General features: G+C 68.3%; 17 protein-coding genes and 3 pseudogenes. 13 read left to right on the top strand and 7 right to left on the bottom strand.

The genetic code is table 11. The features are described from left to right. Positions 1 to 74: 74 nt before the first annotated feature. The 4 genes and pseudogenes from ACFLIM_RS41940 to ACFLIM_RS41955 all read right to left on the bottom strand — a co-directional run bounded on the left by ACFLIM_RS41940 (position 75) and on the right by ACFLIM_RS41955 (position 6,304). Complete coding sequence (locus tag ACFLIM_RS41940; RefSeq protein ID WP_393174842.1) at positions 75 to 2,822, bottom strand: helix-turn-helix transcriptional regulator; 2,748 nt, start codon at positions 2,820 to 2,822, stop codon at positions 75 to 77. 245 nt (positions 2,823 to 3,067) lie between these two features. Then, positions 3,068 to 3,250: pseudogene (locus ACFLIM_RS41945) on the bottom strand (WhiB family transcriptional regulator); the annotation flags it as partial. A 27-nt stretch (positions 3,251 to 3,277) separates the two neighbouring features. Then, the gene (locus ACFLIM_RS41950) at positions 3,278 to 3,958 is read right to left on the bottom strand and encodes an alpha/beta fold hydrolase (protein ID WP_393174845.1); all 681 of its coding nucleotides are present in this window, start codon (positions 3,956 to 3,958) and stop codon (positions 3,278 to 3,280) included. A gap of 114 nt (positions 3,959 to 4,072) precedes the next feature. After that, the gene (locus tag ACFLIM_RS41955) at positions 4,073 to 6,304 is read right to left on the bottom strand and encodes an ATP-binding protein (RefSeq protein WP_393174847.1); all 2,232 of its coding nucleotides are present in this window, start codon (positions 6,302 to 6,304) and stop codon (positions 4,073 to 4,075) included. A 290-nt stretch (positions 6,305 to 6,594) separates the two neighbouring features. Between ACFLIM_RS41955 and ACFLIM_RS41960 the strand changes: the two genes are divergently transcribed. The 3 genes from ACFLIM_RS41960 to ACFLIM_RS41970 all read left to right on the top strand — a co-directional run bounded on the left by ACFLIM_RS41960 (position 6,595) and on the right by ACFLIM_RS41970 (position 9,132). After that, positions 6,595 to 7,635: an alpha/beta fold hydrolase gene (locus ACFLIM_RS41960; protein WP_393174849.1), complete on the top strand. Its 1,041-nt coding sequence runs from the start codon at positions 6,595 to 6,597 to the stop codon at positions 7,633 to 7,635. 26 nt (positions 7,636 to 7,661) lie between these two features. After that, complete coding sequence (locus ACFLIM_RS41965) at positions 7,662 to 8,135, top strand: cupin domain-containing protein (protein ID WP_393174851.1); 474 nt, start codon at positions 7,662 to 7,664, stop codon at positions 8,133 to 8,135. Positions 8,136 to 8,262: 127 nt separating this feature from the next. Continuing rightward, the gene (locus tag ACFLIM_RS41970) at positions 8,263 to 9,132 is read left to right on the top strand and encodes an alpha/beta fold hydrolase (protein ID WP_393174853.1); all 870 of its coding nucleotides are present in this window, start codon (positions 8,263 to 8,265) and stop codon (positions 9,130 to 9,132) included. Positions 9,133 to 9,645: 513 nt separating this feature from the next. Here the strand turns inward: ACFLIM_RS41970 and ACFLIM_RS50395 are convergent. Continuing rightward, positions 9,646 to 10,225: pseudogene (locus ACFLIM_RS50395) on the bottom strand (Tn3 family transposase); the annotation flags it as partial. 339 nt (positions 10,226 to 10,564) lie between these two features. On the opposite strand from ACFLIM_RS50395, the gene ACFLIM_RS41985 reads away from it, so the two are divergent. Next, entirely contained in the window at positions 10,565 to 11,425 is an 861-nt protein-coding gene (locus tag ACFLIM_RS41985) for a phosphotransferase enzyme family protein (RefSeq protein ID WP_393174855.1), read from the top strand. An 865-nt stretch (positions 11,426 to 12,290) separates the two neighbouring features. Here the strand turns inward: ACFLIM_RS41985 and ACFLIM_RS41990 are convergent. Beyond that, on the bottom strand, positions 12,291 to 12,791 hold the full coding sequence (locus ACFLIM_RS41990) for a DinB family protein (protein WP_393174857.1): 501 nt from the start codon (positions 12,789 to 12,791) through the stop codon (positions 12,291 to 12,293). Between the two features lie 203 nt (positions 12,792 to 12,994). Between ACFLIM_RS41990 and ACFLIM_RS41995 the strand changes: the two are divergent. Continuing rightward, a pseudogene (locus tag ACFLIM_RS41995) lies at positions 12,995 to 13,564 on the top strand (transposase); the annotation flags it as partial. Between the two features lie 241 nt (positions 13,565 to 13,805). Here the strand turns inward: ACFLIM_RS41995 and ACFLIM_RS42000 are convergent. Beyond that, entirely contained in the window at positions 13,806 to 14,270 is a 465-nt protein-coding gene (locus tag ACFLIM_RS42000; RefSeq protein ID WP_393174859.1) for a hypothetical protein, read from the bottom strand. Between the two features lie 216 nt (positions 14,271 to 14,486). On the opposite strand from ACFLIM_RS42000, the gene ACFLIM_RS42005 reads away from it, so the two are divergent. The 8 genes from ACFLIM_RS42005 (at position 14,487) to ACFLIM_RS42040 (ending at position 20,517) form a co-directional block, all read left to right on the top strand. Continuing rightward, positions 14,487 to 16,169, top strand: coding sequence for an MDR family MFS transporter (locus tag ACFLIM_RS42005; protein ID WP_393174861.1), 1,683 nt, complete (start codon positions 14,487 to 14,489; stop codon positions 16,167 to 16,169). Then, positions 16,166 to 16,507, top strand: a complete 342-nt coding sequence (locus ACFLIM_RS42010) for a hypothetical protein (RefSeq protein WP_393174863.1) — start codon at positions 16,166 to 16,168, stop codon at positions 16,505 to 16,507. The genes ACFLIM_RS42005 and ACFLIM_RS42010 overlap by 4 nt, the downstream gene beginning before the upstream one ends. Next, on the top strand, positions 16,504 to 16,740 hold the full coding sequence (locus tag ACFLIM_RS42015; protein ID WP_393174865.1) for a hypothetical protein: 237 nt from the start codon (positions 16,504 to 16,506) through the stop codon (positions 16,738 to 16,740). The genes ACFLIM_RS42010 and ACFLIM_RS42015 overlap by 4 nt, the downstream gene beginning before the upstream one ends. Before the next feature lie 577 nt (positions 16,741 to 17,317). Further along, positions 17,318 to 17,719: a tRNA (N6-threonylcarbamoyladenosine(37)-N6)-methyltransferase TrmO gene (gene tsaA, locus ACFLIM_RS42020; RefSeq protein WP_393174867.1), complete on the top strand. Its 402-nt coding sequence runs from the start codon at positions 17,318 to 17,320 to the stop codon at positions 17,717 to 17,719. A gap of 160 nt (positions 17,720 to 17,879) precedes the next feature. After that, positions 17,880 to 18,527: a tyrosine-type recombinase/integrase gene (locus tag ACFLIM_RS42025; RefSeq protein ID WP_393174870.1), complete on the top strand. Its 648-nt coding sequence runs from the start codon at positions 17,880 to 17,882 to the stop codon at positions 18,525 to 18,527. Positions 18,528 to 18,539: 12 nt separating this feature from the next. Then, on the top strand, positions 18,540 to 18,836 hold the full coding sequence (locus tag ACFLIM_RS42030; protein ID WP_393174872.1) for a transposase: 297 nt from the start codon (positions 18,540 to 18,542) through the stop codon (positions 18,834 to 18,836). Then, entirely contained in the window at positions 18,833 to 19,834 is a 1,002-nt protein-coding gene (locus ACFLIM_RS42035) for an IS3 family transposase (RefSeq protein WP_393174875.1), read from the top strand. Before ACFLIM_RS42030 ends, ACFLIM_RS42035 begins: the two co-directional genes overlap by 4 nt. Then, positions 19,831 to 20,517 carry a tyrosine-type recombinase/integrase gene (locus tag ACFLIM_RS42040; RefSeq protein WP_393174877.1) on the top strand — a complete coding sequence of 229 codons (687 nt, stop codon included), beginning with the start codon at positions 19,831 to 19,833 and terminating at the stop codon, positions 20,515 to 20,517. Before ACFLIM_RS42035 ends, ACFLIM_RS42040 begins: the two co-directional genes overlap by 4 nt. Positions 20,518 to 20,697 lie beyond the last annotated feature (180 nt).

Raw genomic sequence — 20,697 nt, forward strand, 5'->3', positions numbered from 1 at the left:
TAGGAAGCCCCATGCGCACCTCGCGAGCGTCACATGACTGCGTCACCGAGCGTCACCCGAGCCAAGCGATGAGGTCAGGCCGATACGCGCAGGGCTGTGCTCAAAGCCGATCGCGAGGTGATCCCCAGCTTGGGGAAGATCCTGTAGAGGTGGGAGCTGACGGTTCGATGAGACAGGTAGAGCTTCTCTCCGATCTCCCGGTTCGTCAGGCCGTCGGCCGCCATCTGGGCGATCTGGAGTTCCTGCGCGGTCAGCACGTCGCGCGCTTCACTGGTGCGACTGCGGCTGCTCTCGCCGGAGGCCCGCAACTCCTGGCGCGCTCGCTCGCTCCAGGGGATGACCCCCAAGGCGTCGAACGTCTCGCGAGCCATGCGCAAAGGCGCCCGCGACTCGGCCGTGCGCCGCTGGCGCCGCAGCCATTCACCGTACGCCAGCTGCGTCCGGGCCCGTACGAAGGGCCATCGCCGCAGGTCGGCCCCGAGCGCGGCGTCGAAGAAGGGCTCTGCCGCGGCCTCATCGGCCAGGACGGCCCGGGCGTAGCGCAGGTCGGCGTGCAAGGACGGCGACGGTGTGGTGAGCGCCACCGTCTCCAGTTCCTCGATGATGCCGGCGACCGCATGGCCTTGACCGCTGTGCGCCGCGGCATCGGCGAGTTCGGCCAGGGAAAAGCAGCGTAGCGCCAGGTGGAAGGCCGGATCGGCGGGGTCGTGCATGCGTCGCAGGTGGTCGAAGGCGTCGGCGTAACGTCCTTCGCCCAGCGCGGCGAGCCCGCGCGCGAGCTGCACTGTGGCCAGCACGGGGCGGGCTCCGATGGGCAGGGCCACTTGCTCGGCCGCCGCCGCGAGGCTCTCCACGCGATCCTGCTCGCCGCGTAGCGCGGCGAGCACCGCGCCTGAGGCCTGAGCGATGGCGTGCATCAGCGGCTGGGATGTCTCGTGCGCCAGACGGGCGGCCTCCTCGGCCGCGGGGATGGCCACGCTGAGGTCGGCCAGCCGGGCCGCGCTCCAAGCTTGTGCCCCGAGGTCTCGGGCCAGGTGGCTGAGCCGCCCCTGCGCGCGCAGAGGCGGCAGCGACGCGGCGCAGAATTCCTCCGACAGATCGAAGGCCCCTACCATCAATGCCGAGCTGCCTAGCAGGCGGGCCGCCAGCCGGCCGCCGGTCGGGTGGGCGGCCAGCTGGCGTAATCGCTCGATCACGACCTTGCCACGTTCGATCGGAGCCGCGAACGCCAAGACCGTCAGCAGTCGCCCGTCCAGGTCGTCGACGGGCAGGCTCTCGGCCACGGCGACGACGTGTTGCCGCGATCGGTCGTCGGCATGGGCCCAGAAACATCGCAAGGACGCGCTGGACAGGAGTTTCAGCGCGAGATCGACGTCCCCCTGTGCCGCCATGTTCTCGGCGAGGTCGGCCAGTGAGTGCGCTGCCGCGCTGTCGTCGCGGATGCCGTCTTCGAAGCTCTCGCGGATCCACACGATACGGGCCCGCTGCTGGGCCGACAGCCGCAGCCGCTCGCCTTCGCCCAGCAGTCGCACGACGATGTCGCGCCGTCCCATCTCAGCGGCGTATTCGGCGGCCCGCACCAGCCGTTCACATCGGTGAGCGTGATTCTCGCTGAGCCTGACCGCGTGCTCCAGCGCCGCGACGGCCGACAACAGGTCGCCCCGGCGTCGCGCGCTTTTGGCCGCGGTCTCCAGCTCGGCGGCGATGCTCTCATCCGGCCTGGGAGTGGATGCCGCGCGGTGCCAGAGGCGACGGTCCGGCCGGCCGGTGAGGACGTCGGCCAATCCGGCGTGCACCGCGTGCCGCTGGGAGATGCTCGCCCCCTGATAGATCGCCGAGCGCATGAGCGGGTGCCGGAACGACACTCCGGCTTCGTGCACGTCGACCAGCCGTACGGTGGCCGCGGGCGCCAGATCGTCTGCCGTGACGGGTACGCCGGTGATCAGCGCGGTGGCGTCGAGGGTCTCAGAAAGGGCGGTGCTGTCGTTGAGCGCGGCCACCAGCAGCATGGTCCGAGTGGTCGACGGCAACCCCGACATGCGAGCGGTGAAGGTCTGTTCCAGACGCGTGGTCAGCGGGAGCCACCCCGGCGGCAGGGGTCCCTTTCCGTCCTGCGTTTCCGCGGCGATCGGCAGCTCGACGAGGGCCAACGGGTTTCCCGCCGCCTCCCGCAGCAACCGTGCGCGCACCGCCCGTGTCAAGGTGGGGCTGTAGGCGTCCAGCAAGGCGGTCGCGGCGGAGTCATCGAGCCGATCGAGGAGCAACTCCTGCAGCCCTGCCCCGTCAAGGGGGCTCTGGAAGCCGTCGCGTATCGCGGCCAGCAGCACGATCGGTTCGGACTCCAGCCGCCGCGCGACGAACGCGAGCACGTCGGCGCTGGCGCGGTCCAGCCAGTGGGCGTCCTCGACAAGGAGCAGGACGGGCGAGCGGGCGGCGGCCTCGCCCAGCAGGTTCAGCGCCGCCAGGGCGATGAGGAACGGGTCCGGTACCCGGGCGTCGGTCAGCCCGAACGCCGCTCCCAGCGCGGCGCGCTGCGGGGCGGGCAGTTCCCCGATCTCGGTACGAAGCGGAAGCAGCACCTGATGCAGACCGGCGAAGGGCATGTGCGTCTCTGATTCCACGCCGGCCGTCCGCAGGATCCGCATGCCCCCCGCGGCCGCGATCTCCGCCGTGTCCAGCAACAGGGCCGACTTCCCGATCCCCGCCTCGCCGCGCACCAGCATCGCCCCGCCGCGCATGCGGACGCCGTCCACGCACTCGCCGAGACGCCGCTGTTCGGACTCCCGCCCGAAAAGTGCTCTTACTGGCTGGTTTTCTGGCATATGAAGCCAGGATCGCTTGCTCTCGGGGTCCCGTCCAGCGAACGTGGCCTCCGGGTAGGAGCGGACCGGTGAGCCGTGGTTACTGTCACGTCTGTTGACAGATCGCTTCTGACCAGGCCGGTCTTGCGCTGTGGCGGAATCTGAGGGTGTGGCGTTCCTGTGGTCGGATGTCGCGCCTTCTTCGGGGGTGGCGGTGATGAGGGAGCCGCCGGGGACGAGCACCATGCCTTCGTCGGGAACGCGAGTCATGAGGATTCCGGCCTTTCACTGATGCGCTCAGTTCTGCGGGTGCGCGTGTTCTGGGCGGCTCGCAGGCGGCGGCGCTCTTTGGAGGTGACACCGCCCCACATGCCGTCCGCTTCACCGGTGGCCAGCGCCCACTCCAGGCACGGGTGCCGAACGACGCAGGCGGCGCAGATCCGTCGGGTATCCGATCCCCGCGAGGGCGGACGTCGTCAGGCGGCGGCCTCGCGGATGAGGTCGGCGACCGCGGCGTGCTGGGAGACGTAGACGGCGTGGCTGCCGATAACCTCGACGACCATCGCTCCGGCGCGCTCGGCCATCATGCGCTGAGCCGACGGTGGGATCATCCGGTCCTCGGTCGCGACGAGGTACCAGCTTGGCTTGTGCCGCCAGGCCGGTTCGGTGACCGACCCGCCGAGGGCGTCCACGCCCCACGGGACTTGGGAGTCTGCCATGAACGCGGCCACCTGGTCGGGCAGGTCGGCAGCGAACGAGGCGGCGAACCTGTCGCGGTCAAGGAAGAGGAAGCCCTCCCTGGGAGGGAGGATGGGCGGCGCCGGCGCGCCCGGAGGCGGGTCGGCGGTGAGGGTGTTGACCGATTCGCCCTTGTCAGGGGCGAACGCGGCGATGTACACCAGCGACGCGACGTTGGGGTGGATGCCGGCCTCGCTGATGACGACCCCGCCGTAGGAGTGGCCGACCAGGACGGCCGGGCCGTCGAGGCCGTCCAGAACCCGGCGGGTCACCGCGGCGTCATCCGCCAGCGACAGCGTAGGGTTCTGCACGATGTAGACGCGGAGCCCGTCCCTGGTCAGCTCGTCGTAGACGCCCTGCCAGCCGGATCCGTCCACGAAGCCACCGTGCACGAGCACGATGTTCCTGACTGGGGTCATGGTCGCTCCTGAGCTGGACGGACAGGCCCGGCGCCTGTCCTGGTGCTCTCCATCCAAGTCGCGCGCACGCGGCCCGGCCACGCAGAACAGGACGCAGAAGTAGCGCGGAAACTGTCAGGGCGCAGCGTTCGCCAGGTCGCGGCAGCGGCTGCTCGCGTCGGCGTCGCCGATGGCCTCGTACACCTCGGCTGCCCGCGCATAGGCGTGGCAGCTCTCGCCGGTCCGGTCCTCCTCGGCCAGCAAGACCGCCAGTGTCTCCAGGGAGTGGGCCTGCGGGACGGGCAACTGGACCTGCTCCATGAGGCTGATCGCCTCGGTGAGCTTGATGATCGCCTCAGCCCGGTGGCCGAGCAGTCCCAGACATTCGCCGACGCGGGCCAGCGCGATCGGCCGGATGATCGCCGCGACGCTCGGCGTCATCCCCGAGCGGTCGTCGTTCAGCAGAGCCAACAAGTCGAGGTACTGCTCCAGTGCCTTGGTGTGGTGTCCGGCATCGCGAAGGCAGGTGCCGAGGGCGCCGAGAGAGTGGCAGTACCGATCGATGTCGCCGTTGGCCAGGTGGATCTGCGCCGCCTGGGTTTCCGCCGCAATGGCCTCATCGAGCCGCCCGAGCCGTCGAAGCGCACCCCCCGCATGGTGGTGGGCCAAGGCGATCTGCGTCGTGGCACCACTGCGGGTTGCCAGGTCTATCGCCTGGGCCGTGTAGCGCAGTGTGGTCTCCGGGTCTTCTCGCGGCAGCAGATGGACCCAGGCCAGCATGTTCAGCTGCGCGGCCTGCCGGGCCGGATCGCCCAGGGCGGCGGCGGCCTCGGCACCGAGGGTGAAGACCTCGTACCAGTGCGGCGCGTGCATCCACCGATCGGAGAACCAGTCCATCGACTCGGCGCAGTCGAGGACGGCGGTGAACCGGCCGATGCTCGCCCCGTGGCGTAACGCGCCCAGCCAGTTGTCCGCATTCACGCGTAGCCAGTGGTCGGCCTTCTCCGCGGAGGACAGCTCAGCGGCATCGGGGTCAGCTTGGCCAGGATCGCCGTACCCGGGCTCGAACCACCGCCCGGCGGTCGTGGCCATCCGTAGCAGCCATGACGTCATCGTCACGGTGAGCGCGTCGCGCTCGGCCGCAGGCTCCTCCTGCTGAAGCCGATCGCGGGCGAACAGCCGGACCAGGTCGTGGAAGCGGTAGCGTTCCGACGTTCTGTCCTGCAGCAGACCGAGGTCGACGAGTTCATCGAGGGCGTTCCATGCCTCCTCGATCGACGTGCCGCCCACCACGGCGGCCAGAGCGGCGTCGAAGTTGCGGCCCGGCACCAGGGCGAGCCGGCGGAAGAGCCGTCGCGTCGAGGTGGCCAGCTGCTCGTAGGACAACCCGAACGCGGTGGCGATCTTGAGATCGCCGGCGCTGAGCTGGTCCAGGCGGCGCTCCTCGTTCGTCAGCCGGGCGGCGAGGTCGGCGGCGTTCCAGCTGGGCCGGCTGACCAGCCGATTTCCGGCGATCCTGAGCGCGAGGGGCAGACCGCCGCACAGCTGCGCGAGCTGCCCGACGGCCGATCCTTCGTCCGGGGCGCCGCGGTCTTTCAGGATTCCGGTCAGCAGCTCGGTGGCTTCCAGCAGGGGCAAGGGCCCGAGGGCGAGTCTGCGCACGCCTTCCAGACCGGCCAGCAGGCGGCGACTGCTCACCAGGGCCTTTCCCGCGCCGCCGCCCGGCAGCAGCGGCCGGACCTGCTCCTCGAAGGCGGCATTGTCGAGCACGATCAGCACGCGCCGGTCGCGCAACAGGGACCGGTACAAGGACGCACGCTCGGTGACGTCGCCCGGGATCTGCTGATCCGCGATGCCGAGTGCGCGAAGCAGCATGCCCAAGGCGTCGTCGACGGGCAGGGGCCGCGGAGACATACCGAACAGGTCGAGGAAGAACACCCCGTCGGGGAAGTCCGGCCGCAGGGCGTGGGCGGCGTGGATGGCCAACGTGGTCTTGCCCAGCCCGGCAGAACCGGTGATGAGCCCCACACCCGCGGCACCCGGCGCGTCCCCAGCGCGTAAGAGCTCGCGGGTCCAGGCCAGTCCCGCGACTCGACCGGTGAAGTCGTCGACCGAGCGCGGCAGCTCGCACAGCCCGGTCGGGCGGGCCCAGTGATCGCGCAGGCGGCCCTCTCGCGCCAGCTCGACGAGCTGTTTACGGTCTGCATCGGCCAGGCCCAGGGCGTCGGCCAGCGCGGTGACGGTCCGATGCTGGGGGCCCTTGCTGCGGCCGCGTTCCATGTCCGACAGCGTCCGGGCGCTGACCCCCGAGGCCTCGGCGAGCTGCTCCAGCGTCAGACGTGCCGCGTGCCGATGGCGACGCAGCACCTCCGCGAAGCTGGGTGTGGTAATCGAGTGCTCCTTCTCCGCGATCTGGTGGAGATCACCCAAAGCTTACGGCGAAGATCGGCGGCAGCAACCTTAAGCCATCGGTCTCCTGTTGTCAGTGCCGCGCGCCCGCCACTAGCAGCCTCCGGCCTGGTCGATCGCCGCCTGGACGGCATGGGTTCCGCGCAGAGCGTTGAGCGTGCGGAACCCGGCCTGCAGTCACGTAGCGCTCGGTGACGCAGTCAGGTGACGCTCGCCCGGCAAGCGAGCCGGTTTCTACGGTTTGCGCCATGAACGCAGCGATGCCGGGGCTCCCGGCCAACCGCCTGCGACGCCCCGGCGTCGTCATCCCGATCGCGATGATCGGCATGCTCACCTACCTCGCCCCTGCCGCCTCCGCCCAGGCCACACCGGCGCCCATCACAGCCATCGCCTCCAAGACGCCGTCGAAGACCGGCCATGAGCCGCGCATTCCGGCAGGTTTCCGCGAGAAGAGAGTCCGGGTCGGCAACGTCGCGATCAACTACGTGCGCGGTGGACACGGGCCGACGCTGGTCCTGCTGCACGGATACCCGCAAACCTGGTACACCTGGCGCGAAATCCTGCCCGAACTCGCCAAGCACTACACGGTCATCGCGCCGGATCTACGCGGAGCAGGTAAGAGCGACGCACCCGCCAGTGGCTACGACAAGAAGACCCTCGCCGCTGACCTGCGCGGGTTGCTGACCACGCTCGGCCTCAAGCGGGACATCAGGCTCGTGGGGCATGACATCGGCACGATGGTCGCCTACGCCTACGCCGCCGCCCACCCCGGCGACGTCACCAAGCTGGTCCTCAGCGAGGCCCCCATCCCCGACAAGACCCTCTACACCTTCCCCTCCCTCACCGCGAAGGGACCGGGCTTTTGGAACTTCGGCTACTTCAGCCTCACCAACGGCCTGCCCGAGCGCATGGTGAACGGCAGGGAAGAGCAGTGGGTGGAACGCTTCATCGACTCCCTCGAAGTCAAGAAGAACGGTGTCAGCGACAAACAGGTCCGCGAGTACGCCCGCTACCTGCGCGATGACGCTCACCTGCGGGCGAGTTTCGAATGGTTCCGCGCCTTCCCCAAGGACGTCGCCGACAACCGCGCATACAGGGCGAAGAAGCTCACCATGCCCGTGCTCGCCATCGGCGCCCGCGGCAGCCTCGGTGACTTCGTCCCCACCCAGGTCCGCCGATACGCCAGCCATGTGACCGGGATCGTCATCGAGGACTCCGGTCACTGGATCTTCGAGGAACAGCCCGAACAGCTCACCCGCACACTCCTGCGCTTCCTCAAGAAGAACTGACCCGACGCCGAAACAGGAGCACCCACATGAACAAGGAACGTCCACCCCATACCGGCGACACGCAGAACCCCTTCTGGTTCCTCGGCGGCCGGGTCCAGATCCTGGTGCCCGGCACGGCGACCGGCGGCACCCTGAGCGTGATGGAGTTCACCGACCCCAAGGGCCACGCGCCACCCCTGCACATTCACGAAGCAGAGGACGAGATCTGGATCGTGCTCGATGGTGAGATCACCTTCTTCGTCGGGGACGACCGCTACGACCTGCACGCCGGTGCCGTCGCGCACGGCCCCCGCGGCGTCCCGCACAGCTACCTGGTCCGCTCACCGAACGCCCGCATGGTCGCCGCCTTCGGCCCCGCCGGCATCGAGGACTGGTTCGCCGCCAACAGCTCACCCATCTCCGACCTGAACGACGCGCCGGCCTCCTTCGACATCGAAGCCATCCTCGCCTCGGCCGAGGCGTACCGCCTGCGCGTGGCGGGTCCTCCGCCGGTGGCCTGAGCGCACCGCTCCCACCACGCCACCCCGCGCCCCGGCCCTGCCCTGTCCGACGGGCGGACGACGGCTTAAGCCTCCCGCTGCCTCAGCGCCTCGCTTGACACCTTCACCCCTACCAAGGAGATCCGCCATGTCCGCGCACGCGTCCCCACAGACCTCTCCGCTCTCCCGGCCGGGAATCCGAATCCTGCTGCCCGTGACGCTGGCCGTCCTGGCCATGCTGGCCATCCTGGTCACGGCTCTCTCCTCGTCGGCCGCCGCCGCCACCGCGGCGAGCCGGCATACGGCCAAACCCACCGTGGTGCTGGTCCACGGCGCGTTCGCCGACGCCTCGAGCTGGAACAAGGTCGTCGCCCGGCTCCAAGGGGCCGGCTACCCGGTGATCGCCCCCGCCAACCCCCTACGCGACCTGGCAGGCGATTCGGCCTACCTGTCGAGCATCGTCTCCACCATCGACGGACCGGTCATCCTGGTCGGCCACTCCTACGGCGGAGCGGTCATCTCCAACGCCGCCACCGGCCACCCCAACGTCAAGGCGCTGGTCTTCATCGCCGCATTCGCACCCGAGGAGGCCGAGTCAGCGCTCGACCTGACCGGCAAGTTCCCCGGCAGCCAGCTGCCCACCAGCCTGATCACCCGCCAGTACCCGCTGCCCGGCGGCGGCACCGGCACCGACGCCTACGTCGATCCGGCCAAGTTCCGCGCCGCCTTCGCCGCCGACCTGCCCGCCCGCGACACCGCGCTGATGGCCGCCACCCAGCGCCCGGCCGCCCTGGCCGCGCTCGCCTCCCCGAGCGGAGCGCCCGCCTGGAAGACGATCCCCTCCTGGTACCTGGTCGCCGGCGCCGACCAGGCCATCCCAGCCGCAGCCCAGCGGTTCATGGCCAAGCGCGCCGGCGCGCACACCAGCGAAGTCAGGGAAGCCTCACACGTGGTCATGATCTCCCGACCCGACACCACCACCGCCCTCATCACAGCGGCAGCCCGCACCACCAGCTGATCCCACACGAGACGCATCGGTCTGGACCGCGGCAGGCGCGATCCCCGCGCCCGCCGCGGTTCCGGCCCTGGCTACCCAAATGCTCACCCGCGGACTCGGCCGGATCGTGACTGTCCAGGACACCGGCTGACCACCCCACCACCGGACCCTTCGAACCGCTCCGCCCGTCCTACGTTCGCCTGGCAGCATCCGTCCCTGACCAACACGCCCGATTGCCAGCGAAGAGCCAGAAGTCGTGATCCCACGAACACCACCCCCACACCGATCAGGAGGACGGCCGCGTTGGACACCGCTTCGTGGGTTGCCGTCAACACCGGCACCGTCCGCCTCGCCAGCCGCGCCATACCAGTGACGAGTCCATCCAGCCTGCCCAGGCCACGCCCAGCCTCCGGTACCCCGTACTCCCGGTGGGCTGGTGATCGACACGACCTAGTTCATGGTGGGTACGGGACTCCAGGGCCGCCTCAGGCGGACCGGGGACTCGCGTGAGCAAAGTGGAAGCAAGGTGGAGTACTACGCCGCCTCGGCCAGGGTGGTGAAGTCGATCTCGGGCAGGTCGGGGTCGAAGTCGTCGGGGCGCAGCCGCAGCACGTCGGTGGCGTACAGGCCGAACCGGCTGATGTGCGCGGTCAGGTAGGGCGAGAGCTGCGCGACGTCCTCGGCGCTGATCTCCTAGCCTTCGACCAGCAGCTGGCGCATCACCGCCATCATGTCCAGCGCAGTATGGAAGATCACGCAATTGGCCAGCAAAGAATTGAATTTGATCATCTTCTTCGGCCGGGTCGTTGTCGGCGATGACGCCGTGGTTGCCGAAGCGCAGCCAGCCGGAGAACCCGTTGAACCCCTCGACCTTGTTGGTGACCGCGGTGATGCGCCGCCGCAGCGCGGGGTCGGCGAGGAATCGCAGCAGCGCGGCGGTGCGCACGCTGCGGCCGACCTCCCGGAACGCCCGGTAGATCTCGTTCTTGCGCGAGTGGGAGCCGAGCCGGCGCAGCAGGGTGACAGAGTTGAGCCTGCCCTCGCGGATGGAGATCGCCACCCGCATGAGGTCGGGCCACATCTTCTCCACCAGCTCCCAGTCAAGGACGTTGCGGTTGCCGCCCTCACCGCGAAACAGGCGTCGAGAACGTCGGCGCGGTCGCGCAGGCCGGCGGCGTGCCGGTCGGTGCGGACGATGTTCCCGCAGCCGGGAACGCAATGGTCAAGGCTGGGGGTTTCTTTCACGCCGTCGCGGTGGCAGAGCGCCTGAGCGCGTTTGTAGTGGCAGAGCACGAACGCCTGTGGGTTGTCATAGATCATGACGTCTGCGCGTACCTGGCGGGGCTGCGCGCGGCGGGCCGGGCGTTCAACACCGGCGGGTCGGCCACGTCGAGCCGGTGCTCGCAAAAAGACGTCGACCGGCTGCCCTCGGCAGCGGTAGCGTCCTGGGTCGATGTGGAGCGAAGTACGACCGCCGACGACGACTCAGGTCCGCGACGCCTTCGGTGTCGAGGTGGGCGAGCTGCGGCCGCATCCGGGCGGGTTCGAAGCGGATGCGTTCACCGACGGGCGCTGGTTCGTGAAACTTTGGCGTCAGCAGCCCGACAGCGACGCCGGTCTGGCGCTGACCGCTGAGTTGGCAGCTCGGGGCATCCCCGTTCCCGCGGCGGAGCGATCACTTGACGGCTCGTACACCTCCGAGCACCATGGCCGGCGCTACGCGCTGTTCCCGTTCGTCGACGGCCGCCAGGGAACGTGGAACGACGCTGACGCGATCGCGCGGGCGATGCGCGCCGTGCACGAGATCACCGACCTCGTCCTGCCCCGCACCGATATGGACGAGTGGTGCATCGAGGTGCTGCGCGACCGGCACGACCACCCTTGGATTGTCGACCGCCGCGACGAGGTCATGGCCAACGTTGACCGGCTCGAAGCGGTGATCGAACGGGCACGCGCGATCGACGTGCCCCACGTCGTGTGCCACCACGATCTGTTCCCTCACAACGTCCTCGTTGACCGCGACGGTCGCATCGCGACGCTGCTCGACTGGGGTCACGCGATGCTGGCGCCGCGCGAGCACGATGTTTTCGCCGCCTTGTGCGGGCCCGACCCTGTGCGCTTCCTGCGCGCCTACGGCGCGGAGCGACTCGACCTCACCCACCTCGAGTACGCCCGGCTCGCCCGCTCGCTGCGCGACCTTGCAGTTCGCATCTACAACGAGGTCGACCTGGAGGGCGTCAACACCTGGGGTTTCGACGGGTTGCGCCGAGTGGACGCCGATCTCGTGCTCTCCCGACCTTTTTGCGATCGCTGAGGTCACCCGATGCGTCGATCGACGAGATTGCGGCGCGATCGACGCCGGATCACGGTTCTGGGTCGGCTCATTCCGCTGGCGGGTGTTCGAGTTCGTCGCTGAGCAGGTGGGCCCGCCAGGTCAGCGCCATCCGCGCGGTCGGCGTCCCGACGCAGCAGATCAGATTTCGCGCGGCAGGACGACGTCATAGGGCATGGTGCCTCATCCGGTTTGAAGGCTCCCGCAGCGGCGGCTGTACGGACTGCCCGCTCAACATCCCCCAAGACCCTGGGGAACTTACTTGAACACGCCCCTGCCCGGTCACGAGGTCCGGGATCACGGTCAAATGACGGTCAAACAATCAAGAGGCCAGATCCACAATCTTGGGATCTAGCCTCTGAACAGGTGAAACTCTGTGGGGCTACCAGGACTTGAACCTGGGATCTCTTCCTTATCAGGCAACTCGGACGCCAGTTCGTATAGTGCGACGGGGCCCTGTGACCTGCGTTGATCGTATGGGAACGTACGTCAAAGTTCGTGATGGTCCTTGCCGGTTGTCACGCAGAACGTCACGCAGACCCTCGCTGTATTCCTCCGGCAAGTGGGCCACGACCTCCGGCACAGCAACATCAAAGGTCATGGTGGAGGTCTACACCGAGGCCACGGACGAAGCCACGTTTGAGGCGCCACGGAAGCTCGATGGCGCGCTAGGCACCGGCCCCGCTGTTTGACCGCCCCCTCCCGATCTCCGCCAGGCTCCTTGGAAGCCTCTAGCCCTAGGAGCGTGGGTCAGTAAAGAGAGGCACTGTGGCTCTGTGCAGCCATAGGAACCGACTGGCTGCGCGGACGATCGGTGCCGGACCCGCGTCTGTAGGGAGTGAGGCGGTCAGCTGCCGGTGGTGCCGTCGGCCAGTTCGCGCAGAATGTCGAGGTGACCGTTATGCCGGGCCGTCTCCTCGATGAGGTGGTGCAGGATCCAGCGGAGGGTGACTGTCCCGCTCTTCCCTTCTCTCTTCGAGGGCGTGTCCAGCTCGATGTCTGCGATGAGCTGCCGATTCTTCTCGGCTTGGGCTTCGTACTCCTCGAGCAGGGTGGCGATGGGGATGTCAAGGGCGATGCGCATCTCCCGGTCTGGATCTTCCTCCGTCCACGGGCCTTCGTCCTCACCGTCCAGCAGCATGACCTCGATCCAGTAGTACTCCACCCAGCGCAGGTGGCTGATCAGGCCCGAGATCGTGGTTAGCGGCGATCCGGGAAGTGGGGCGCTTCGGGCATCGTCTTCGCAGACCCCCTCGCACTTCGCCCGAGCTGTCGCGCGGGTGTAGTCGAGGAAGGTCAGGAGCATCGTGCGTTCGTCCCAGGATGTGGGGTAATCGGTTCTGTTCATAGGGGGACGATGCTGGCATGCTGCGGCGATCTCGTCGACTGGGAGCTCCTGCCCCCTCCCGGCGTTTCCGAGGCCCTTGTCATCACCGACCGCCCCATGTTTCCTGATCATTCATGCGGGATGATCACGGTATGCATGGAGAGGATGGGCTGTTCAAGGTCGAACCGGTCGAGAAGAAGCAGTCGCGGGAGCATGCGGCGGGGGTGGGCAAGCGGTTCCGGGTGTTCGACCCGCAGCAGGTCCTGCTGCTGCCGCCGTCGCTGGATGACTGGCTGGCCGAGGGCCACCTGGCCCGGTTTGTCGCCGACCTGGTCGACGACGTGCTGGACCTGGGATCGATCCTGGCCGACTACACCGAGAAGCGCGGCTTCCCGCCGTACGACCCGCGGCTGATGGTGCGCCTGCTGATCTACGGCTACACCACTGGGGTGCGCTCCTCCCGGGCGATCGAGCGTCGTTGCGTGGACGATGTCGCGTTCCGGTTCCTGGCCGCCGACCAAGCCCCGGACTACCGCTCCATCTCGCGCTTCCGCCGCCGCCATCTGGACGCCCTCGCAGATCTGTTCACCCAGTCGCTGCACCTCGCGCAGCAGCTCGGCATGGTCAAGATGGGCCGCGTCGCCCTGGACGGCACCAAGCTCGAGGCCAACGCCTCCAAGCACAAGGCGATGAGCTACGGCCGGCTCATCGGCAAGGAGGAACGGATCGAGGCGGAGATCGCCGAGCTCGAGGCAATGGCCGCCGCTCTGCTGGCCGACGCCGAGGCCACCGACCGACGGCCTTCGGTGACCGGGCTTGCTCGAAGCCCACAGTACGGGCAGACATGAATGCATTCGATCAATAGAAAAATCTTCGAGTTTACCTGTCGATGCTATGTCCGGACCGTGACGTAGAAGGTCCAAGGCTTTCCCAAACTTTCGGCGGTCATGATCCGGTGATGCTGAGCTCGGTGAACCACTCCGCGGGAACTCCGGACAGGCCAGGTGATTTCGGCACGACGGCGAAGTCGATGGGTCATCGATACGGACCTCGGTGTTGGCCGCCAAGCGCCCACCGACCTTCCGGTAGGCAGCGTCCAAGATCTGGCTGTGGTCGGCCCGGGCGAGCAGGAGAACCGGCGGCGCGGAAGCGTCGTTCGCTGCGGCGGGTTGCCGGTCCTCGCACTCGGCCATCAGGTGGGGGGCCGGTGCCGGCGATCGAGGTGAAAGCCTCCATGAACTTCGGGCACCAGCCCAGCACCTCCACGATCGCCTCGGAGATGTCCACCTGCGGCATCATCGCCTCGACCCGCTTACGCAGGTCGATCAGGGAGGGCGGTTCCTCGATGGCCTTAACGCTGGCCACGTGGATCTTGCCGTCGTCGTCGATGGTGACGGCGGTGTTGGCGGCCAGTCCGGCGCGCACCACCCGGTAGGCGCGATCGAGCCGCTCGGCCAGCAGTTCCGTGAGGTCTTCCGGTAGGCCCAGGTCGGTCAGCACGCTGTCCTTGACCGCCGTCCACCACGTGTTCCCACGGCTGCATGCGCTGTCGGTCCATGTCGCGCCTGCGCTGCGCCCGCCCTCCCATGCGTCGAGTCCAAGCCGGGCATGGACCCCGCCTTGATCGGAGCATCAATATGTGAGTTCTCCATACATCGCGCCGCATCTCTTCGTAAGGTCGTCGTCACCGTACGTATCCGCAAGGGGAGGAGTTCGGTGAGCTTGACCAAGGGGCAGGTCCGTCTGGTGATGACGGGCCTGGTGCTCGCCATGCTGCTCGCGGCGTTGGACCAGATGATCGTGGCCACCGCGCTGCCGCGGATCGTCGGCGAACTGGGCGGCATCGATCACCTCTCCTGGGTGGTCACCGCCTACTTGCTGGCCTCGACGGCGGGCACCCCGCTGTACGGCAAGCTCTCCGACCTCTATGGCCGCAAGCGGGTCTTCCAGAGCGCGGTGATCATCTTCCTGATTGGCTCGGTGCTCTGCGGCGTCGCGCAGGACATGGCCCAGCTGATCGCCTTTCGCGGGGTGCAGGGCCTGGGCGGTGGCGGGCTGATGGCGCTTGCCATGGCGGTGATCGCGGACGTGGTGCCGCCCCGGGAGATCGGCCGCTACCAGGGCATGTTCGGCGGCGTCTTCGGCCTGGCCAGCGTCGCCGGGCCGTTGGTGGGCGGATTCTTCACCGACCATGCGAGTTGGCGCTGGATCTTCTGGATCAACCTGCCGTTGGGTGTGGTCGCCATGGCGGTCATCGTCATCGCGCTGCGCGTGCCAGTCCGGCGGCTACAGCACCGCATCGACTACCTCGGCGCGGCGCTGCTGGTCGCGGCGGTCTGCTGCGTGCTCCTCGTAACCGTATGGGGGGGTCAGACCTACGACTGGAACTCGCCGCAGATCGCGGGCCTCGCGGTGGCCGGTCTGGTGCTGACCGCCGCGTTCGTGGCCTGGGAGCGCGGGGCGTCGGAGCCGATCCTGCCGCCACGGCTGATGGCCGACCCAGTGGTCGCCGTCTCCTCCTGTCTGGCCTTGCTGAGCGGCGTGGCGATGTTCGGCGCCGTCGTCTACCTGCCGGGCTACCTGCAGATCGTCAAGGGCCAGAGCGCCACGGAATCCGGCCTCGCGCTGGTCCCTCTCACCATCGGCATCATCGTCTCCTCCGCCCTCTCGGGCCAGCTCGTATCCCGCACCGGACGCTACAAGGTTTATCCGATCGCGGGCGCCGTGGTGCTGGCGGTCGGGCTCTGGCTGCTGAGCCGGGTCGAGGCCGACACCTCCATGCCGGTTCTCCTGGCCTTCACAGTGGTGGTCGGGCTGGGAATGGGCCTGTTCATCCAGATCCCCATGATCGCCACCCAGAACGCCGTACGGCCGGGCGACATCGGCGTCGCCTCCAGCGCGATCGCGTTCTTCCGCACGCTGGGCGGGGCGATGGGCACCGCGCTGTTCGGCACCGTGCAGGCGCGCTCGCTGGAGGGCGCGGGGGTGCGCACCGTGCCTACGGATCCCGCGGTGCTGGAGCGGATCCCGCGCGCGGAGTTGCATCGGTTGCTGGAGGCGTTCACCGACGCCGTGCAGGCGGTCTACCTGTGGGCCGTGCCGTTCGCCGTGGCCAGCCTGCTGCTCGCGCTCGTGCTTCGCGAGGTCCGGCTGCGCGGCGCCGCCGAACCGCCGCTGCCGCCGCTCGTCCTGGCGTTGGCTGGGGTGGCGCTCACCTGGCTTGCCGAGCGCATCGAGCGCGACGCCTCGCCCCGGCTCGTCACCGCCGCCTCCGCGCTGGTCCCGGCGGAACAGACGGGGGACCAGGCCGCGCGGGCGAGGAGCGCCGCGCGTCAGGTGCTGCGGCCGCTGGCCGGGCGGCTGCTGCTGGCCGCCATCCAGTCGAAGGGAAATTCATGATCCGTTACCTTGCCGGACTCGTCGCCTCGGCCGCCGCCCTGGTCGCCGGAGGGTGGTTATTGCTGGCCCCCTTCGCGCTGGGCCACGAGGGCGATCAGCGTACGATCGACCTCGCGACCGGAGCGGGCGTCTGCCTGATCGCCATGGTCACGGCGATGGCCTGGGCCACCGCCTGGCGCGCCCGGCTGCGCGCGGACGGGGTGCTGGCCCAGCGCCGCCCGGCCCTCGCTCCCGAGCCGCCGGCTGTGCCCTCGGCCGAGGAGCTCCACGCCCTGCTCAAGCCCTTGGTCGCCGCGCTGGCCGCCGACCAGGCCGACCGAGGGGAGGTGCGGGCGTGAGGAAGCTCGGCATGGTCGGCTTGGCGCTCATCTTCCTGGCCGGCGTCGGGCTGGTCGCCGCGCCCTTCATCACCGGGCAGCAGCAGATGCGCGAGCCGTGGACGGCTGCCACCAGGGACGACGTGATCGTCGGTGCGGTGCTGGCCGTCCTGGGCTTCGCCGGCTTCTTCACCGCCCTGGCCGGGCACGTCGCTGACCTCTACCGGAGCTCACCGGGTCACCAGCAGCCCTGAGACGTGAAGGGTGTCAATACTCTGTTTGCGTTGTGAGCTGCTGGTTTGTCCCGGCTTCCGGGCGGAAGCACTGGTCGGTGTCGGGCATCCTTGAGGCTCGTGGCGCTCCGTCTCTTCTCTATGATCTTTGTCGGATTGTGGGCTGGCGGACGCTTCTGGCTCGTAGCGACGTGTCGATGACCATGGAGATCCTTGTGCTGCGGCACGAGGTAGCCATGTTGCGTCGTCAGGTGGGCCGTCCGAGGCTGCCGTGGGCGGATCGAGCGGTGCTGTCCGCGCTGGTCCGGGGACTGCCGGCGGTGCTGCGTGCCCACCGGTTGGTGACTCCGCGCCCACACTGCGAGCACGCTGGCCTGTGATTTGTTCACGATGACACCATCACTCTGCGCCGGTTGTCCGTCTTCTTCGTGGTGGGAGGTGTGGTATGACCGAGCACACCTGGGATCCGCGTTTCCGCCCCGGTGTCAACGGCCAGGCGAAGAGGCTGTTTCCCTTGGTCCAGACAGAACCCAGCCACGGTGGCCGTACGAGATCAAACCCGCGAGCACATCCGGTCGACCCACGGTATGCAACAGTCATGACGTACGAGATTCGTCCAATCGGAGTCGTCGAGTCGCCCTTGGTGGATCGCGCGAGCGCTCCGAAGCAGGGTGTGGAGGGCAGTCCCGAGGCTTGGCTGGCGTTCGATCCCGCAATGGCCGATGGTATCCGTGATCTTACGGTCGGCGATGAGGTGTTCGTCCTCACGTGGCTGCACCTCGCCGACCGATCCGTGGTGGCCGTACATCCGCGCGATGATCTGCGGAACCCGCTGACCGGTGTCTTCAGTACCCGTTCCTCCGACCGGCCCAATCCCATCGGTCTGCACCGAGTTCGGGTGCTCGCGATCGACGGGCTTCGGGTGCAGGTAGTCGATCTCGAGGCCATCGACGGCACCCCGATCGTCGACGTGAAACCGGTCCTGGACGCAACGCGCTAGCCCGGTTCTTCGCATGTAGGTGAACGCTGTCGCTGACGGGTCGTGTGGATCATGGTGTGTGGATCATAGGGTCAGCCAGCGGGGGCGGGTGGGGTCGACGTTCAGCAGGTTCAGGAGTTGGTGCTGGAGCGGGTCGGGGATGAGGACCTGGGGTGGGCCGGTGGCGGTGGCGGGGAGTGATCTGGCCCCGATCCTGCAAGGCTTCTTCCGCGTCAAGCTGATGGACCTCAAGAACGCCAGCCCGTCCACGATCGCCTCCTACCGCGACGCTTGGCGACTGCTACTCACCTACGCCCAGCAGGTCACCGGCACCGTGCCGGCACGCATGCGGCTCGGGCAACTCGATGACGAGCTGGTTGTCGGTTTCCTGGGCCATCTGCAGAGTGCACGGCGCAACAGCGCGGCGACCCGAAACAACCGGCTGGCCGCGATCCACTCGCTGTTCCGTTACGCCCAGCTCCAAGCCCCCGACGATGCCGAGGTGATCTCCCGCGTCCTGGCCATCGAAGGCGCCCGCACCCACGACCGCGAATTCGACTGGCTCACCCCCGACCAAGCCACTGCCATACTCGCTGCCCCCGACCGCCGCCGCTGGGTCGGGCAGCGCGACCACACGATGATGGCCATCCTGCTCGCTACCGGGTTCCGGATCTCCGAACTGCTCGGCCTCGCCCGCACCGACGTTCACCTGCAGAAAGTCGGCCCATATCTGCACTGCACAGGCAAGGGCCGCAAAGACAGATGCACCCCGCTGGACCCAGCCACCGCAGGTGGGCTTCCCCTCGTATCGTGGATGCATCGCCTATAAGGAGGACGGGCGATGGCGGAGACACGGCGGAAGTTCGATCAGGACTTCCGGGACGGCGCGGTGCGGATCGTCGAGGAGACCGGCAAGCCGATCGCGCAGGTGGCCCGGGAGTTGGGTATCAAGGCGGGCACCCTGGCGAACTGGGTGAGCATGGCCCGGCGGCGGCGTGAGGCCGGCAACGGGCATCTGGGCGAGGATGAGCGGGCCGAGCTGGTCCGGCTGCGCCGGGAGAACGTCGAGCTGCAGATGCGGTGTGATGTGCTCAAGCGCAGTCTGGTCCTCTGGGTGCAGGACTCGACGACCCGGTGATCAAAGCCAGGTTCATCGCCGCCCAGAGGACCGAGTACGGCATCCCGCACGTGACCAGCTGCCGGGCGCTGGGGGTGTCACCGGCGTGGTTTTACAAGTGGTCGCGGCGGGACGGGCCGAGTGAGCGGGAACGGCGCCGGTTACGGCTGGTCGAGGCGGTGATCTCGGTGTTTCATGCGCGGGAGGGCCGGGATGGGTCGCCTCGGGTCGCCGAGCGGCTACGGGCGCGGGGCTGGCGGGTCTCGACCAACACGGTCGCGCAGATCATGCGCGAGCACGGCCTGGTGGCCCGCCCGGGCCGCAAGCGTAAGAGCACCACCCGGCCGGGTAAGGGCCGCTGGCGCGCGCAAGACCAGGTGCGGCGGGACTTCACCGCGCCGGCGCCGAACGTGCGCTGGGTGGGCGACGGCACGGAGATTCCCACCGGTGAGGGCAAGCTGTATATGGCGGCTGTCTCGGACCTGTTTTCGCGCCGCATCCTCGGCTATGCGATGAGCGAGCACCATGACGCCGCTGTGGCGTTGGCGTCGCTGCAGATGGCCGTGGCGGTCCGCGGTGGGATGGTGGCTGGGGTGGTCATGCACACCGACCAGGGCAGCGAGTACACCGCCCGGCTGTTTCGGATGGCGTGTGAGCGGCTGGAGATCAGCCAGTCGATGGGCAGGACCGGGTCGGCGCTGGACAACGCCGCGGCCGAATCGCTGTTCTCCTCCATGGAGTTCGAACTGCTGCGTGCCCAGGGACCGTTCGCCACTCGTGCGCAGGCCCGCCCTGCGATCGCCGCTTGGGTCGACGACTTCAATACCGAGCGGTTGCACTCGGCCGCCGGCCTGCTGCCGCCGGTGGAGTTCGAACGTCTTGACCCCGTCCTGCAGGCGGAGATTCAGCAGGCCATCGCGGAGCGGAAGGAGCAGCGGCGCAACCGCCGGGCCGCTGCGCGGCACAAGAGCAAGGACCAGACCAAGAACAACACCAAGGACGAGAAGGAGGCGGCATGAGCCGCCCCGATTTCTCGATCAAACCCCTGGTGCCGGGCTGGGGATGCGCCGCGCAGCGTACGGGCCGCTCACTCCGGCCTCAAGGGTCGCTACCGCGATCGCTGCGCGACGGCCTTCGGCCGCCCTGGACCCCGGAGACCTCTGCGGCCCTCGAGACAGCGGAGCGGGCAGGCCAAGGCCTGCCCCGGCGAGCGCGCGCGACGCACGAGCAAGATCCTGAAAACGCAAGATCACTACAACAGAGGCATCTACGGTTCGAGGGGATTGTCACAGGAGTCCTCCAGGACTGGCTGGATGCCGGCAACGACCGCGATCCGCTCTTCCCTGCTCAAGGACACCAGAGCCACCACATGATCAGCCGGGACGGATTCCAGGCACGACTCACCCGCTACTGGCATCACGCGCTCACCGACCAACCATCGCTGGCCGACGTCACGCTCACCCCGCACGTCTTCCGTCACACCAAGGCCATGAGCATGCGGGCGGCGGGCCACGACATCAGCATCATCGCGCTCTGGCTCGGGCACGAGGACATCTCCTCGACGATGAAGTACCTGCACGCCGACATGAAACTCAAGCAAGCCACCCTCGAGCGGAGCATCCCCGGCGACGGACCGACCGGCATCTACCAGCCGACCGACACCGTGCTGGCCTTCCTCGACAACCTCGCCGCCGGACATTGACTGCCACGACTTATCGAGCTTGTCACCTGAAGTGTGTAAAGATCCTTTCTGAATGATGGAGAACCCTCTTTACCTGATCCGTCCTGGGTAGGCGATATCAAGTTCGATGAGTGCCTCGCGCCAGCCGATGGTGCGCTGCCCCTCGATCAGGCGCGCGGTGCTGGGCGAGTTCTTGATCTT

This window comes from Nonomuraea marmarensis (assembly GCF_043197025.1).
GTDB classification, from domain to species: domain Bacteria; phylum Actinomycetota; class Actinomycetes; order Streptosporangiales; family Streptosporangiaceae; genus Nonomuraea; species Nonomuraea marmarensis.

What these genes read in the sequence shown, in the direction of transcription:
- ACFLIM_RS41990 (WP_393174857.1), bottom strand. Translation starts at nt 12,791, where the DNA reads ATGAACAGAACCGATTACCCCACATCCTGGGACGAACGCACGATGCTC.
- ACFLIM_RS41970 (WP_393174853.1), top strand. Translation starts at nt 8,263, where the DNA reads ATGTCCGCGCACGCGTCCCCACAGACCTCTCCGCTCTCCCGGCCGGGA.
- ACFLIM_RS41940 (WP_393174842.1), bottom strand. Translation starts at nt 2,822, where the DNA reads ATGCCAGAAAACCAGCCAGTAAGAGCACTTTTCGGGCGGGAGTCCGAA.
- ACFLIM_RS41965 (WP_393174851.1), top strand. Translation starts at nt 7,662, where the DNA reads ATGAACAAGGAACGTCCACCCCATACCGGCGACACGCAGAACCCCTTC.
- ACFLIM_RS41950 (WP_393174845.1), bottom strand. Translation starts at nt 3,958, where the DNA reads ATGACCCCAGTCAGGAACATCGTGCTCGTGCACGGTGGCTTCGTGGAC.
- ACFLIM_RS41985 (WP_393174855.1), top strand. Translation starts at nt 10,565, where the DNA reads ATGTGGAGCGAAGTACGACCGCCGACGACGACTCAGGTCCGCGACGCC.
- ACFLIM_RS42010 (WP_393174863.1), top strand. Translation starts at nt 16,166, where the DNA reads ATGATCCGTTACCTTGCCGGACTCGTCGCCTCGGCCGCCGCCCTGGTC.
- ACFLIM_RS42030 (WP_393174872.1), top strand. Translation starts at nt 18,540, where the DNA reads ATGGCGGAGACACGGCGGAAGTTCGATCAGGACTTCCGGGACGGCGCG.
- tsaA (WP_393174867.1), top strand. Translation starts at nt 17,318, where the DNA reads ATGACGTACGAGATTCGTCCAATCGGAGTCGTCGAGTCGCCCTTGGTG.
- ACFLIM_RS42040 (WP_393174877.1), top strand. Translation starts at nt 19,831, where the DNA reads ATGAGCCGCCCCGATTTCTCGATCAAACCCCTGGTGCCGGGCTGGGGA.
- ACFLIM_RS41960 (WP_393174849.1), top strand. Translation starts at nt 6,595, where the DNA reads ATGAACGCAGCGATGCCGGGGCTCCCGGCCAACCGCCTGCGACGCCCC.